Source organism: Flexivirga oryzae (genome assembly GCF_014190805.1).
Taxonomy (GTDB): Bacteria; Actinomycetota; Actinomycetes; order Actinomycetales; family Dermatophilaceae; genus Flexivirga; species Flexivirga oryzae.
On record NZ_JACHVQ010000001.1, the window covers coordinates 1,896,148 to 1,910,542 of the forward strand.

At 68.4% G+C, this 14,395-nt stretch carries 15 protein-coding genes; 5 read left to right on the forward strand and 10 right to left on the reverse strand.

What is annotated here, in order from left to right:
- The 6 genes from secF to ruvC all read right to left on the reverse strand — a co-directional run bounded on the left by secF (position 1) and on the right by ruvC (position 5,936).
- Positions 1-1,164, reverse strand: a complete 1,164-nt coding sequence (gene secF, locus FHU39_RS08810; RefSeq protein ID WP_183320001.1) for a protein translocase subunit SecF — start codon at positions 1,162-1,164, stop codon at positions 1-3.
- The gene (gene secD, locus FHU39_RS08815; protein WP_183320002.1) at positions 1,164-3,200 is read right to left on the reverse strand and encodes a protein translocase subunit SecD; all 2,037 of its coding nucleotides are present in this window, start codon (positions 3,198-3,200) and stop codon (positions 1,164-1,166) included. Before secD ends, secF begins: the two co-directional genes overlap by 1 nt.
- Positions 3,201-3,548, reverse strand: coding sequence for a preprotein translocase subunit YajC (gene yajC, locus FHU39_RS08820; RefSeq protein ID WP_183320003.1), 348 nt, complete (start codon positions 3,546-3,548; stop codon positions 3,201-3,203).
- Between the two features lie 131 nt (positions 3,549-3,679).
- Complete coding sequence (ruvB, locus tag FHU39_RS08825) at positions 3,680-4,783, reverse strand: Holliday junction branch migration DNA helicase RuvB (RefSeq protein ID WP_246336464.1); 1,104 nt, start codon at positions 4,781-4,783, stop codon at positions 3,680-3,682.
- A gap of 26 nt (positions 4,784-4,809) precedes the next feature.
- Positions 4,810-5,406, reverse strand: coding sequence for a Holliday junction branch migration protein RuvA (ruvA, locus tag FHU39_RS08830; protein ID WP_183320004.1), 597 nt, complete (start codon positions 5,404-5,406; stop codon positions 4,810-4,812).
- Positions 5,403-5,936 carry a crossover junction endodeoxyribonuclease RuvC gene (gene ruvC, locus FHU39_RS08835; protein WP_183320005.1) on the reverse strand — a complete coding sequence of 178 codons (534 nt, stop codon included), beginning with the start codon at positions 5,934-5,936 and terminating at the stop codon, positions 5,403-5,405. The genes ruvA and ruvC overlap by 4 nt, the downstream gene beginning before the upstream one ends.
- A 265-nt stretch (positions 5,937-6,201) precedes the next feature.
- Between ruvC and FHU39_RS08840 the strand changes: the two genes are divergently transcribed.
- Positions 6,202-6,450 (forward strand): antitoxin, encoded by a 249-nt coding sequence (locus tag FHU39_RS08840; protein WP_183320006.1) that lies wholly within the window; start codon positions 6,202-6,204, stop codon positions 6,448-6,450.
- 11 nt (positions 6,451-6,461) lie between these two features.
- Positions 6,462-6,788 (forward strand): type II toxin-antitoxin system PemK/MazF family toxin, encoded by a 327-nt coding sequence (locus FHU39_RS08845; protein WP_221185441.1) that lies wholly within the window; start codon positions 6,462-6,464, stop codon positions 6,786-6,788.
- 383 nt (positions 6,789-7,171) lie between these two features.
- Here FHU39_RS08845 and FHU39_RS08850 read toward each other — a convergent pair whose 3' ends face one another.
- The 3 genes from FHU39_RS08850 to pdxT all read right to left on the reverse strand — a co-directional run bounded on the left by FHU39_RS08850 (position 7,172) and on the right by pdxT (position 10,168).
- Complete coding sequence (locus FHU39_RS08850) at positions 7,172-8,593, reverse strand: serine hydrolase (protein WP_183320008.1); 1,422 nt, start codon at positions 8,591-8,593, stop codon at positions 7,172-7,174.
- Between the two features lie 4 nt (positions 8,594-8,597).
- Positions 8,598-9,368, reverse strand: coding sequence for a YebC/PmpR family DNA-binding transcriptional regulator (locus FHU39_RS08855; RefSeq protein ID WP_183320009.1), 771 nt, complete (start codon positions 9,366-9,368; stop codon positions 8,598-8,600).
- A 194-nt stretch (positions 9,369-9,562) separates the two neighbouring features.
- Entirely contained in the window at positions 9,563-10,168 is a 606-nt protein-coding gene (pdxT, locus tag FHU39_RS08860; protein WP_183320010.1) for a pyridoxal 5'-phosphate synthase glutaminase subunit PdxT, read from the reverse strand.
- A gap of 432 nt (positions 10,169-10,600) precedes the next feature.
- Between pdxT and FHU39_RS08865 the strand changes: the two genes are divergently transcribed.
- Complete coding sequence (locus FHU39_RS08865; protein ID WP_183320011.1) at positions 10,601-12,718, forward strand: MMPL family transporter; 2,118 nt, start codon at positions 10,601-10,603, stop codon at positions 12,716-12,718.
- On the opposite strand, the gene FHU39_RS08870 is transcribed toward FHU39_RS08865, so the two are convergent.
- The gene (locus FHU39_RS08870; protein ID WP_183320012.1) at positions 12,704-12,895 is read right to left on the reverse strand and encodes a hypothetical protein; all 192 of its coding nucleotides are present in this window, start codon (positions 12,893-12,895) and stop codon (positions 12,704-12,706) included. The genes FHU39_RS08865 and FHU39_RS08870 overlap by 15 nt on opposite strands.
- Positions 12,896-13,017: 122 nt before the next feature.
- Here FHU39_RS08870 and FHU39_RS08875 point away from each other — a divergent pair, with 122 nt between their 5' ends.
- Positions 13,018-13,854 (forward strand): class I SAM-dependent methyltransferase, encoded by an 837-nt coding sequence (locus FHU39_RS08875; RefSeq protein WP_183320013.1) that lies wholly within the window; start codon positions 13,018-13,020, stop codon positions 13,852-13,854.
- A 28-nt stretch (positions 13,855-13,882) separates the two neighbouring features.
- Positions 13,883-14,371 carry an SRPBCC family protein gene (locus FHU39_RS08880; RefSeq protein ID WP_183320014.1) on the forward strand — a complete coding sequence of 163 codons (489 nt, stop codon included), beginning with the start codon at positions 13,883-13,885 and terminating at the stop codon, positions 14,369-14,371.
- Positions 14,372-14,395 lie beyond the last annotated feature (24 nt).

Here is a 14,395-nt window from a genome sequence, read left to right on the forward strand (position 1 = left end):
TCAGTCCTCCGAACGCTTGGCCAGCGGGTGGATCTCGCGGCGACGCGTCTTGGTCGCCATCGCGGCCGCGGCGGCCTTGGCGCGCTCCGGCTCGATGACACCGGACGCCGACTCACCCGGGGTGTGCTGGTCGCGGGTGCCGCTCTTGGCCAGGACGCTCGCCTGGCTCGCCTGGTAGGCCTTGGCGCGCCGGTCCAGCTCCTTGATGACCGGCTCCCGGTGGCGCAGCGACACCAGCAACGGCGTCGCGATGAAGATCGAGGAGTAGGTGCCGACGGCGATACCGAAGAACAGCGCGACCGCGAGGTCGAGCAGCGTGCCCGGACCGAGCAGGAAGATGCCGACGACCATGATCGCGGTGATCGGCAGCAGCGCGACGACCGAGGTGTTGATCGACCGGACCAGCGTCTGGTTGACGGCGTAGTTGGCCGCCTGCGCATAGGTGCGGTTGCCGGTCTTGATCGCCTCGTCGGTGTTCTCCCGGACCTTGTCGAACACCACCACGGTGTCGTAGATCGAGTAACCCAGGATGGTGAGGAAGCCGATCATGGTGGCCGGCGAGATCTCGATGCCGGTCAGCGCGTAGATGCCGACGGTGAAGAACAGGTCGTGCACCAGCGCGACGAGCGCGGCCGCGGCCATGGTCCAGGTGCGGAAGTAGACCGACAGCAGGATCGCGAGCAGTAACAGGAAGACGATCAGCGCCTGGATCGCCTTGTGGGTGACCGAGCTACCCCAGGACGGCCCGATGAACTGGGACGTCACCGACTTCTCTTTGACCCCGAACTCCTTGGCCAGCGCCCGCGCCACCTTGTCGGTGTCGGGCAACGTGCCGTTGCCGAGCTTCTTGGACTCGACGATCACCGTCGTCGTGCCGGCCGAACTCCCGGTGGTGACCTCGAGGTTCGCGTCGCTGCCGACCGCGGCCTTGACCGCGTCGTGCGCCCGCTGGTCGAAGTTGCTGCTGTTGCTGACGTCGGCGACCGAGACCTGCGAACCGCCCTTGAACTCGAGGCTGAAGTTGAGCCCGCGGCCGAAGAGACCCACCGCCGCGATGATCAGCAGGATGCCGGTCAGGACGTACCAGGTGCGCCGGCGACCGATGAAGTTGACCTGCCGGCGACCGGTGAACAGGTCGTTACCGAACTGCGCGAAGCTGGCCATCAGGCCTCCCCTCCTCGGGTGGCGGTCGCGGCTCCCGCGGCTGCCTTGCGGTCGGCGATCGTCACGCGACCGCGGCCGGCATACGTCACACCGCGGGCACCCAGCCGATCCGGATCGAAACCGGACCACTTGTGCCCGCCACCGAAGAACTTGGTGCGTGCCAGCAGGGTCAGCACCGGGTGGGTGAACATCATGACGACGCCGATGTCGACCACCGTGGACAACCCGAGGGTGAAGGCGAACGCCTTGACGTTGTCCTCACTGAGCACGTACAGCACGGCGGAGGCGAGGAAGTTGACCATGTCCGAGATGATGATCGTGCGTCGGGCACGTGCCCATCCGGTCTCGACCGCGGCCCGCAGGGGCCGCCCGGATCTGACTTCGTCTCTCACCCGCTCGAAGTAGACGATGAAACTGTCGGCGGTGATACCGATCGACACGATCAGACCGGTGACACCGGCCATGGTGAGACGGAAGCCGGCCGTCGTGCCGAGCAGCACCACCAGGCCGTAGCTGAAGACCCCGGCGACACAGAGCGACGCCACGGTGACGAAGCCGAGCATGCGGTACTGCAGCAGCGAGTAGACCACCACGAGCAGCAGGCCGATGACACCCGCGAGGATGCCCTTCTGCAGCTGGTCGGTGCCGACCTGGGGACTGACCTGGCTGGAGGTCAGCTCCTTGAAGGAGAACGGGAGGGCGCCGTACTTCAGCTGGTTGGCCAGGGTCTTGGCGCTGGACTCGGTGAAGTTACCGGTGATCTGCGCCTGCCCGTCGGTGATCACCGACGACGTGCCCGGCGCCGTGATCACGCCGCCGTCCATGGTGATCGCGAAGCGGTTCTGGTCCGACTGGTAGGTGTAGCCCATCAGCCGCTCGGTGACCTTCGCGAACTCCGCCTTGCCCTTGCTGTCCAGCGTCAGGTTGACGGCGATCTCGCTGGTCAGGACACCTTGCGTGTTCGTCGTGTTGCCCCAGGAGGCGCCGCTCAGTTCCTTACCGGTGATCTCCACCGGTCCCATCAGGAACTTGGTCGTGTCACTGCACCCGACGTTCGCCTGGTCCTGCGGCGCCTGGGCCGCGACCTCACGCCACTTCTCGATCGACGGCGTGCCCTTCGCGTGTTGCGCGGCGGTGCACGGGAACGCGGAGAACAGCTGCGCGTAGGTCTCGCCGGCCGTGGCCATCCCGTTGTCGACCCAGACCTTGTCGACCGGCAGATTGCCCCAGGCGGTGTCGCTGGCCGAGGTCGGTTCGGGACGGGCGCCGGGCAGCTGCCGCTGCGGCTCGGTCGACGTCGGGCTGGGCGTCGCAGTGCTGGACGGGGCCGAGGACGCCTTCGCCGACGACGACGCCGACGAGGAGGCCTTCGCCGACGAGGACGCTGCCGATGACGACGACGCGGTGGAGGACGGCGACTTCGTGTCGGCCAGGAACGCCTGCGGCAGCACGTCGTTCGCGCCCGACGCGGTGGAACTCGCGGTCGATGACGCGGAGCCGGCCTTCGACGTCGACGAACTCACGGACGTCTTGCCGGACGCGCTCGACGAGGCGGGGCTGCTCGACGACGCCGTCGACGAGCTCGACGAACTCGACGTGGCGGTCGGCGTGGGGGTGGCCACCGGCAGCTGCTGGGTCTGGATCACCGCCCGGAACGCCAGCTGCGACGACTGCGCCAGCGAGTCGAGGGTCGCCTGGGTCGGGTTGCCCGGCAGCGACACCACGATCAGCTTGTTGTTCAGGGTGGAGACCTGGGCCTCGGACACACCGTTGCCGTTGACGCGATTGCGGATGATGTCGACCGCCTGGCTCACCTGACCGGCGTTGACCTTCTGTCCCTTGCCGACGATCGGTTGCAGGGTGATCTGACGGCCGCCCTCGAGGTCGAGGCCGAGCAGCGGGACCCACTTGCCCTTCGGGTGCGCCCACTGCGAGGCGGCGGCGATGCCGCCATACAACGCCAGGACCAGCAACAACAGAATGGCCAGGACCCGCCGGGGATTCACCCCTGCGGAACGACGTGCTCGGGTTGCCACCTATTCGGCCTTCGTCTCGGGGGTCTGGTCGTCGTGCTTGTCGAGGTCGACCGCGTTCGGTGCGTCGTCCTCGTCGGGCTGCTGGCGAGCACCGCCCTGGCCGGTCACGTGCTCACGCGGCATGATCGCGCGCCGTACGAAACGTACCTGCACACCTGGGGAGACCTCGATGCTCCCCTCCTCGTCGTCGAGGGCGACCAGGGTGCCGAGCAGACCGGAGGTCGTGCTGACCTCCTGCCCCACCTCGATCTGGTCCTGCGCCGACCGCATCTGCTGCTGACGCCTGCGCTGGGTCCAGAAGAGCCAGGCGATCAACAGCAGGGGCACGACAAGAATCAGCGTGCCCATCGCCGCTCCAGTGCATACATCGAAAAGTCAGTCCTTGAGATCGGGTCCGGTCGGGGCAGCGCAAGGCGGCCGACGGGTGAGTCTAAGTGAGTAACGTCGCCGACGGGTGGTCGGGTTCCGCCCGTGTCGGATCAGCCGCCGAATCGACCGCCGCCCTCGTCCTCCAAAGGCAAGGGTATGGCGCTCGGCGCCGCCGTGGGTGGCGCGGTGAGCCCGAGATGTTCCCAGGCGAGCGGCGCAGCGGCCCGGCCGCGCGGGGTGCGCACGAGGTAACCCTCCCGGACCAGGTAGGGCTCGGACACCGTCTCGACCGTGTCCGGCTCCTCGCCGACCGCGACCGCGAGCGTCGACAGCCCGACCGGACCGCCGCCGAACCGGCGGCACAACGCTTCGAGCACCGCGCGGTCCAACCGGTCCAGACCGCTCTTGTCGACGTCGAACAACGCCAGCGCCGCCTGCGCGGCGTCCCGGTCGAGCACGCCGGTCCCGTGCACCTGGGCGTAGTCACGGACCCGGCGCAGCAACCGGTTGGCGATGCGGGGCGTGCCGCGGGAACGACCGGCGATCTCGGTGATGCCCTGGTGGGTGGAGTCGATGCCGAGCAGCGTGGCGTTGCGGGTGAGGATCTGCGCCAGGTCGTCGGCGCTGTAGAAGTCCAGGTGCCCGGTGAAACCGAACCGGTCGCGCAACGGGGCCGGGAGCAGACCCGCCCGGGTGGTCGCGCCGACCACCGTGAACGGCGGCAGCTCCAGGGGTATGGCGGTGGCGCCCGGCCCCTTGCCGACGACCACGTCGACCCGGAAGTCCTCCATCGCCAGGTAGAGCATCTCCTCGGCGGGCCTGGCCATCCGGTGGATCTCGTCCAGGAACAGCACCTCGCCCTCGGCGAGCGAGGAGAGGATGGCAGCCAGGTCGCCCGCGTGCTGGATCGCCGGGCCGCTGGTGATGCGGATCGGCTGCTCCAGCTCCGCGGCGATGATCATCGCCAGCGACGTCTTGCCGAGTCCGGGCGGCCCGGACAGCAGCACGTGGTCGGGCGGGCGCTGCCGGCGGCGGGCCGCCTCCAGGACGAGGCTGAGCTGGTCGCGCACCCGCGGCTGGCCGGGGAAGTCGGCCAGTCGCTTGGGACGCAGCGCCGCCTCGACGCGGCGCTCCTCCTCATCCCCTCCGGGGTCGACGATGCGCGCGGAGGCGTCATACGACCCGTCACTCTCGCGTTCCTCCATGGCGTCCATGATGCCGTCGGCGGTCATGTGTGCCGTCACCGCCCGAGTTCGCGCAGTGCGGCACGCAGCAGCGCGGACACGTCGGTGACGGCCGGGTCGGCGGCGGACACCTTGGCGACCGCGTCGTCGGCCTGCTTGGCCGACCAGCCGAGTCCGATGAGGGCCTCGCTGACCTGGCCGTGGCTGCTGCCGGACGGCGCTGCCGGCGTGTCGTGGGTGCCTGCGCCCACGACGGGGCCGACCTTGTCCTTCAGCTCCAGCACGATGCGTTCGGCGCCCTTCTTGCCGATGCCGGGCGTTTTGACCAGGGCGGCGACGTCGCCGCCGGCGATGGCGGCCCGGATCTGGTCGGGGCTGGCGACGGCGAGCATGGCCAGCGCGATCCGCGGGCCGACCCCGCTGACCGTCTGCACCAGCTCGAACAGGTCGCGTTCGTCGGCGGTGCTGAAGCCGTAGAGCGTGAGCGCGTCCTCGCGCACCACGAGCGTGGTCGACAGCGACGCCTCTCCCCCGGGCCGCAGCGCGGCGGCGGTGCCCGGCGTGGTGTGGGTCAGCAGCCCGACCCCGCCGACCTCGACAACGACCTGGTCGAGCCCGACGTGCAGCACCGTGCCGCGCAGCGTGGCGATCATCGGCGGGCTCCGGCGGCAGCGCGCTGCCTGGCGACGGCGGCCGCGATGCGGTCCTGGGCGCCTCCCCGCCATACCTGGCAGATGGCGATGGCCAGCGCGTCTGCGGCGTCGGCAGGTTTGGGTGCGGTGTCCAGCCGCAGGATGCGGGTGACCATCGAGGTGACCTGCGCCTTGTCGGCGCGCCCGTTGCCCGTCACCGACGCCTTCACCTCGCTCGGCGTGTGCAGCGCGAGCGGCAGCCCGCGCCGGGCCGCCGCGAGCATCGGTATGGCGGAGGCCTGGGCGGTGCCCATGATCCCCTTGATGTTGGCCTTGGCGAAGACGCGCTCCACCGCGACCGAGTCGGGCTCGTAGCGCTCCATCCACTCGTCGATCTCGGTCTGCAGGCTGAGCAGCCGCTCGGCCGGGTCGTCGGTGACGGGCGTGCGCACGACGCCGACCGCGACCATCCGCACCGGCTGCCCGATGCCTCCCTCGACGACGCCGAGACCGCACCGGGTCAGGCCGGGGTCGACTCCGAGCACTCGCACAGTGGGGCAGCTCCTTCGGGACGGTGGTCCGACATATGTTCGGTCGTCGTCAGCTTAGGCGGGAGCGTCGTCATACCCGCGAAGGTGGGCGCGGCGAGTCGCTCGGGCCATCACCTGCGCTGCGTGATCCGGCAGTTCACGTGCCGGGACGAGACCATGCGTCTCGGACCGGCCATGCACGCCGCCGTTCCGGTAGGCGATCTCATGTGGCACGGTCTGGTTGCTCGACCGACCAGAACCGGTTATACCCGGTTATATTTGAGTCATGAAGACTGCCATCTCCGTACCGGACGAGACCTTCGACCGTGCGTCGCGTCGTGCGAAGGAGCTCGGCCTCAGCCGCTCACAGTTCTTTACGCGCGCCGCTGTCAACTACCTTGACGAACTCGACGCGCACTCGGTGACGCAGCAGATCGACGCGGCATTGGCTCATTGCAGCGGGTCGGACGAATCCAATGCAGCTGCCGTTGAGGCAGCGCATGGAGTCCTCCGCAATTCGGACGACGAGTGGTGATCCAGCGGGGCATGGTCTGCTGGGCCGATCTCGGCCCAGCCGTCGGCAGCCGACCGGCTAAACGTCGACCAGTCCTGGTGATTCAGGCAGACAGCTTCAACGCGAGTCGCCTGGGAACAGTGCTTGTGGCCGTGATCACGTCCAACACCGCGTTGGCGGCGATACCGGGCAACGTGTTTTTGCCTGCTGCTGCTACTGGTCTGCCCCGAGACTCTGTTGTGAACGTCGCTGCTGTTGTCACGCTCAACAAATCAGATCTGGACAATCAGGCCGGCTACGTTCCCGACACTCTGCAGTATGAGGTTGACCGTGGCCTTCGCCGTGTGATGGGCCTGTGACCCTCTGACACCAAACACGTCCCGCATGCCGATCGCCTACCGACTTGGTTGCGGCAGCGAATCGTTCGGTCTCGCCCGTGATCAGCTCAACCTGGTGAGGGTTCTCGGCCTAGACTCGACACACTGGATTTGCCTGTGAAAGGGGTTCGTCATGGGGAGAGTTCTTTGCGTGTTGCGTCGACACCAGTGGGGGCCGGTGCAATTGGATGAGCGGCGGCCGTACCGGGTATGTGAACGATGCGGAAAGTTCGAAGGCAGCAGCAAGAACGGTCCCGATGGCTACGACAGGATGCCACCCCAAGTGATCGGCGGTAGCTCCTGACGCCTCGTCAGAGTGCGGGGAGGCCCTGTCCAGCGCGTGTTTCAGACCGAAGCCCGGGCGGTCAGCCTCGCGGATCGATGCTGTGGTGCGCCGGCTCGATCCCGTGCAGCGGTGGCTCGCGCCACTGCAGTTCGACCGTCTTGTCCGCCGGATCGGCCACCAGCTCGATCACGTGCGGCGTCTGGATCATCCGCAGCTGTGCCCGGAACCTGCCGTCCGCCCAGCCACCAGCAGATCGGAAAGGCACGCCCGCGTCGTCCATCCAGTCGCCAGCCGCCCACGCGCCGGCACCGATCGGCAACTGCCAGGACCGGTCACCGGCGCGGAACTGCGCCAGCCATCCCGCGTCCGACGCCTGGATCGCCACGGAGTCGACCGACGGTGCGGCGTCGCCGCCGGAACGTGCGAGCGCCCCTGGTGCGTGTGCCGATCCGTCACCAGCCGGTATGGCGATCGCGGCCTCCGTCAGCCGCCTCGCAAGCTGCGCGTCGGCTGCGTCGGACCCGCCACGGCCGAGCCCCGCCAAAAGGTGGTCCCACACGGCGTCGAGGACCGACTGCATCTCGGTCGTCTCCGCGGTCATCGCGAGGACCGTGTCCTGCTCGGGCAGCACGAGGCAGAACTGCCCGTACGCGCCGTCGCCGCGAAAACCGTTGCGGCACATCCAGAACTGGAAGCCGTAGCCGTGACCCCAGTCGAAGGTCGGCTCCTCGACTCCTGACCGGCGGTGCGCTCCGTCGTTCGGCATCTGCCGTGACGTGGCCAGCTCCACCCAGTCCGCGGGGACCAGCTGGTGGCCGTCCCACTCGCCGCGCTGCAGCAGCAGCTGCCCCAGCCGGGCGATCGCGTCCGTCGACACGTGCATTCCGGAGAAGCCGCAGTCGTGTCCGTGCCCGTCCGTGAGCCACGCGGCAGGACCGATGCCGAGCGGCTCGAACAGCCGTTGCCGCAGGTAGTCCAGCAAACGCACGCCGCTGCTGGCTTCGACCAGGCGCGCCACCGTGTAGGTCGCCAACTGGTTGTAGGTGAAGACGCTGCCCGGCTCAGCTTCGGGCGGCAGCCGCAGGAACGCCGCCAGCCAGTCGCCGTCCGGGTACACCTCGGGGTCGTCGAGATGCCCTGTCGCCATACGCAAGCAGTCCCGGACGGTGACTCGGCGCCAGGTGTCGGCCACATCGTCGGGCACCAGCTCGGGGACCAGCTCGGGGACCAGCTCGACGATCGGGTCGTCGAGCCGAAAACGGTTCTCCCCCATCGCGATCCCGGCCGCGACACTGGTGAAGCTCTTGCTCAGCGAGTAGAGCAGGTTGACCTGGCCGGCCTCGTACGGCGCCCAGTGCGCCTCCGCGACGACGGACCCGTGCCGCAGCAGCATGAGGCTGTGCACCTCGATGCCGGCGCCCGCCAGCGCGTCGAGGAAGCGGGTGACCGCGGTGGCGTCGACCTGCTCGGCGTTCGGGGTGCTCCTGCGCAGGGCGCTCACCGGCTCAGTCCTCGGCTTCGAGCTCCGCGAGCACCTCGTCCGGGACATCGCCGTTGGCGTAGACGTTCTGCACGTCGTCACTGTCCTCGAGCGCCTCGATGATGCGGAACATCTTCTTGGCGCCCTCCTTGTCGAGCGGGACCTCGACGGTCGGCAGGAAGGACGAATCGGCCGAGTCGTAGTCGACGCCGGCAGCCTGGAGCGACTCGCGCACGGCGACCAGATCCGTTGCCTCCGAGACGATCTCGAAGGACTCGCCGAGGTCGTTGACCTCTTCGGCGCCGGAGTCGAGCACGACCTCCAGCAGCGAGTCCTCGGTCGCGTCGTCGCCCGGCTGCTTCTTGGGGACGATCACGACACCCTTGCGGTTGAACATGAACGCGACGGAGCCGGACTCCCCCATCGAGCCGCCGTTCTTCGACAGCGCGGTGCGCACCTCGGCAACGGCGCGGTTCTTGTTGTCGGTCAGGCACTCGATGAGCAGCGCGACACCACCGGGCGCGTAACCCTCATAGGTCAGCGCGAGATAGTCGGCGCCGCCGGCCTCCGCACCGGACCCGCGCTTGACCGCTCGGTCGATGTTGTCGTTGGGGACACTGGACTTCTTCGCCTTCTGGATGGCGTCGAAGAGCGTCGGATTGCCGGCCGGGTCACCACCGCCGGAGCGTGCCGCAACCTCGATGTTCTTGATCAGCTTGGCGAACAGCTTGCCGCGCTTGGCATCGATCGCTGCCTTCTTGTGCTTCGTCGTCGCCCACTTGGAGTGACCGCTCATAGATTCCTCTTCTGACTCGAACGTGCTGGTGACTCGACCGGCAATGTTATCGCCCGGAGCGTGTGGCGACGGAGTCGCCGGGTCAGCCGGTAGGACTGTGGATCGGATCGGGGTCCCCGCGAAGTATCGGCGGAGCGGGTCGGGGTCCCCGCGAAGTACCGGGGAGCGAAGCGGAGGAGGACTTCGTGGGGTGATCAGCGCCTCGTCATACGGAGGAAATATTCGTGGATCCGGTGGTCGCCGGTGACTTCGGGGTGGAACGACGTGGCGAACAGGTTGCCCTGCCGCACCACGACGATCCGCCCGGCGGCCGGACCGGTGGTGACGGTGCCGAGCACGTGCACGTCCGGGCCGACGGACTCCACCCAGGGTGCGCGAATGAACACCGCACGCACCGGCTCGGAGCTCTCCCCCAGCACCTCCGGCATCGAAAGGTCCTCCTCGAAGGAGTCGACCTGCCGGCCGAACGCGTTGCGCCGCACGGTCACGTCGAGGCCGCCGAGCGTCTCCTGGTCGGCCGTCGCGTCGAGCACCCGGTCGGCGAGCAGGATCATGCCGGCGCAGGAGCCGTATGCCGGCAGCCCGGCCCGCAACTTCTCCCGCAGCGGATCGCGCAACTCGAACGCGCGCAGCAGCTTGTCCATGGTCGTCGACTCACCACCGGGCAGCACGATGCCGTCGAGACCGTCGAGCTCCTCCGGGCGACGCACCAAACGCGTTGTCGCACCGAGGGATTCGAGGGAGCGAGCATGCTCACGGACATCGCCCTGCACCGCCAGCACACCGATGACTGATTTCACGCCGTTAGCGTCCCACACGGGTCACCCGACGCCGTCGGCGGTGGCCGGCGGGCGTACGGTCGGCCGGGCAGCGTGCGTAGGTCGCCCCAGTGGGGACGTATGACCGGGATCCGGCCTCCCGACCGTGCACAGGTCTCCCCGGTGGCGACGTATGACCGGGATCCGGCCCCCCGACCGTGCGTAGGTCTCCCCTGGGGTGACCTACGACCGGAATCCGGCCCCCGGACCGTGCGTAGGTCTCCCCTGGGGTGACCTATGACCACCCCGGCCACCCCTCCCCTCGACAACCCTTAACTGCAGACACCACACCCGCGAAAATAAATACCTGCGCGAGACGCCGCCCCTCCGGTAAACTCACGATATATCGCGATACTGAGGAAGACTAAGTAAATCCTTCCGGTCGCGAGACGTGATCTTCGGAGGGGTCATCGGATGGAAAATCGAATCGGCCGACTGGTCTGCGGCCGTCGCAGCAAATACGTGGTGCTCGTGATCTGGGTGGTGGCGCTCATCACCCTCGGCCCACTGGCGGGCAAACTGTCCGGCGCCCAGGACAACCAGACGTCGTCGTGGCTGCCGGCCAGCGCCGAGTCGACCAAGGTCTTCGACCAGTTGGGTCCGTTCGTCGATCGCGACAGCATGCCGGCGATCCTCGTCTACCACCGCGCCGGTGGCCTGACGGCGGCCGACCTGTCCAAGGCGAAGGCCGACGTGGCGACATACACCGACGACACACCGCACCTGGCCGGCAAGGTGATCGGACCGATCCCGTCCAAGGACGGCACGACCCTGCAGACCCTCGTGCCGCTGCACATCGACCCCAAGACCGGCTGGAACGACCTACCGAAGACCGCCGACCACCTCAAGGCCATCGCCACGGACGGCGCGCACGGCATGACCGTGCATCTCGGCGGACCGGTCGGGTTCGGCGCGGACCAGGCATCCGCCTTCTCCGGCATCGACGGCACCTTGTTGTTCGGCACCCTGGGCGTGGTGATCGTGATCCTGCTGCTCACCTATCGCAGCCCGGTGCTGTGGGTGCTGCCGATCCTGAGCGCGGGCGTCGCACTCACCGCGGCACAGGCCTTCATCTACCTGCTGGTCGACCACGCGGGGCTGACCGTCAACGGTCAGAGCTACGGCATCCTCACCGTGCTGGTCATCGGTGCCGGCACGGACTACGCGCTGTTACTGGTCGCGCGATATCGCGAGGAGCTACGCAGGCACGAAGACCGCCACGAGGCAATGGCTTTCGCTCTGCACCGCTCCGAGCCGGCCATTCTGGCCAGCGGCAGCACGGTCATCCTGGGCATGCTGTGCCTGCTGGCCGCCGAGATGAATTCGACCAAGGGACTGGGACCGGTCGCGGCGCTCGGCATCGTCTTCGCGCTGCTCGCGATGGTGACGCTGCTGCCGGCACTGCTGGTCACCGTCGGACGCTGGGTGTTCTGGCCGCGGCGTCCCACCTACGGCAGCCCGGAACCCACCCGCAGCGGGTTGTGGGCTCGGGTCGGGAGATTCATCCGGCCACGCCCGCGCGCCGTCTGGCTGGTGACGGTCGGTCTGCTGCTGCTCTGCGCGCTCGGTCTGACCCAGTTGAACTCGCACAGCCTGTCCTCCACCGACAGCTTCATCGGCAACCAGGACTCGGTCGCCGCGACGAAGGTCCTGCAGAGCCACTACGCGCAGAACAGCGCCGACCCCGTCTACGTCCTGGTCGACACCTCCCGGGCGCAGCGGACGACGAGCGCGCTCACCTCCGCCGGTTTCACTCCGGCGGCGAAGCCGACGACCCGTGGGGATCGCACCCTGCTGCAAACGGCGATCTCGGGAGATCCGTACAGTTCCAAGGCGTTCGCCCAGGTCAACCACATCCGCGACATCGCGCACGGCATACCCGATTCACATGCGCTGGTCGGTGGCACGACCGCGATCACGTATGACGTGCAGGAGGCGACCGATCACGACAGCCGGGTGATCATCCCGTTGACGCTGCTGGTCGTCCTCGTCATCCTCGGTGTCCTGCTCCGGGCGGTCGTGGCACCGGTGGTGCTGATCCTCACCGTGATCGTGTCGTTCGGCGCAGCGCTCGGCCTGTCGTCGCTGGTGTTCCACTACCTGTTCGGGTTCGCGGGCACCGACCCGTCGCTGCCGCTGTTCGTCTTCGTCTTCCTCGTGGCGCTCGGGATCGACTACAACATCTTCCTGATGACGCGTGTACGGGAGGAGGCATGGCAACACGGCACCCGCCGCGGAGCGCTCGTCGGTCTCTCCGCGACAGGTGGAGTCATCACCTCGGCGGGACTGGTGCTCGCATCGACGTTCGCGGTGCTCGGCACCCTCCCGCTGGTCACCTTCGCCGAGATCGGCTTCGCCGTGGCACTCGGCGTGCTGCTGGACACCATCGTGGTGCGCGCAGTCCTGGTGACTGCCCTGACCCTCGACCTCGGGCCCAAGATCTGGTGGCCGGGCAAGCTGCGAGGCGTTCCGGACGCGTCCGAGGAGCAGGTCGCGGCCGACGAACTCGCCGAGTCGTCAGTCGGCACCTGACTGCCGTGACTTCATCTTGGTGATCACGGTCGCGATCACGGTCACGCCGATCAGGAAGATCAGCCCCCACAGGCCGACCACCGATCGATCCATGTCGGTCATGAGCGTGATGGAAATCCAGATGACCGCGGACGTGACGCCACCGAGCAGCCCACTCGCGAAATCCCTGTCGAACACGGGAAACCTCCCTCGTCGAAACCCTCCGATGGCTAGACAGTATGGGATTCGGGCGTCGGATCAGCCGAACCGGGCCGGAAATCCCCTCGCGCCGGCCGCGGCCCTCACGGCAGCATGTCCGCATGTCCGACCCATCCCAACGCGCCATCGACGAGACGCTCCTGGAGTATTACGGCGACAGGTTCGACGAGGCCGACCGCCTCGTCGGCCGATCCGACCAGGGCCGTATCGAATTCGAGCGGACCCAGGAGCTGATCACCCGACGTGTGCCGGCCGGTGCGCGGATCCTCGATGTGGGTGGGGCGACCGGTGTGCACGCCGTGCCGCTGGCGGCCCGCGGGGACACGGTGACGCTCATCGACCCGGTGCCGTCGCACGTGGCGGCCGCCCGCGCCCACGGCACGTTCGACGTGCAGCTCGGCGACGCCCGGGACCTGCCGCACCCCGACGCGAGCGTGGACGCCGTGCTGCTGCTCGGGCCGCTGTACCACCTGGTCGCGCGCGAGGACCGTCTCCGAGCGGTGCGCGAGGCCGTGCGGGTGACCCGCCCCGGTGGCTACGTCTTCGGTGCGGCCATCTCCCGGACGATGGCGCACGTCTACACCAGCACCATTGCCCCGGCGATGGATCCGGAGCCGGCGCGGCGCTCGCCATACCCTCCCGACTGGGTCGCCCTGCTGGAGCACGGCACCATCGACGTGTCGCGAAAAGGATTCCCCGGCGGGCATTTTCACCTGTCCGAGGAGTTGGCCGACGAACTCACCGACGGCGGGCTCACCGACGTCGAGGTGCACGGCCTCGAAGGCCCGGGTGGTATGCCGCTGGAGGTCGCCCGGACTCACGACGCCACCCTGCGGGACGCGGCCATGCTGCTCGCCCGCCGGTTCGGTCAGGCACCGGGGCTGCGTGATCTCAGCCAGCATCTCCTCGGCATCGGGCGGGTGCCGAGTCCCGGGTGACGGCACCGCACCTCCGTAGACTCTCGGCATGCCACAGGTCAGCGCAGAGGTGTGGATCCCCGTCGGTGTCGACGTCGCGTTCGCGGTGAGCCAGACGACCGGGGAGGTCCGGCTCCGGTGGGATCCGTTCATCCGGGCCCAGCGGCTGCTCGACGCCGAACGCCCCGGTGTCGGTGTCCACACGCTGACCCGGGCGCGCGTGGGTCCGCGGATGACGAGCAGGTATGTCTCCTATCGCCCGCCGACGAGCGTCGGCATGACGATGGAGCAGGGGCCGTGGTTCTTCGAAACCTTCGGCGGCGGATGGCGATTCGTCCCCGCGGAGCGTGATGGTGTGTCCGGCACGACCGCCCGGTGGAAGTACACCTACTCCATCAGACCGGCCTGGTTGCGGTTCATCGCCGAACCCGTCGGGCAGTGGCTGCTCGGCCGGGAGATCCGGGCACGGATCGCGGCATACGCGAAGGCGTGCGTGGATCCGGCGGTCGTCGCCGCGGCCACGTCCGGGACCGGCTGAACGGAAAATCAGCTGCGTGCAATG

Coding starts and splice junctions, on each gene's coding strand:
- FHU39_RS08845 (WP_221185441.1), top strand. CDS start 6,462: ATGGTCTGCTGGGCCGATCTCGGCCCAGCCGTCGGCAGCCGACCGGCT.
- secF (WP_183320001.1), bottom strand. CDS start 1,164: ATGGCCAGCTTCGCGCAGTTCGGTAACGACCTGTTCACCGGTCGCCGG.
- FHU39_RS08875 (WP_183320013.1), top strand. CDS start 13,018: ATGTCCGACCCATCCCAACGCGCCATCGACGAGACGCTCCTGGAGTAT.
- FHU39_RS08855 (WP_183320009.1), bottom strand. CDS start 9,368: ATGAGCGGTCACTCCAAGTGGGCGACGACGAAGCACAAGAAGGCAGCG.
- ruvA (WP_183320004.1), bottom strand. CDS start 5,406: ATGATCGCCACGCTGCGCGGCACGGTGCTGCACGTCGGGCTCGACCAG.
- FHU39_RS08880 (WP_183320014.1), top strand. CDS start 13,883: ATGCCACAGGTCAGCGCAGAGGTGTGGATCCCCGTCGGTGTCGACGTC.
- yajC (WP_183320003.1), bottom strand. CDS start 3,548: ATGGGCACGCTGATTCTTGTCGTGCCCCTGCTGTTGATCGCCTGGCTC.
- FHU39_RS08840 (WP_183320006.1), top strand. CDS start 6,202: ATGAAGACTGCCATCTCCGTACCGGACGAGACCTTCGACCGTGCGTCG.
- ruvB (WP_246336464.1), bottom strand. CDS start 4,783: ATGGACGCCATGGAGGAACGCGAGAGTGACGGGTCGTATGACGCCTCC.
- FHU39_RS08865 (WP_183320011.1), top strand. CDS start 10,601: ATGGAAAATCGAATCGGCCGACTGGTCTGCGGCCGTCGCAGCAAATAC.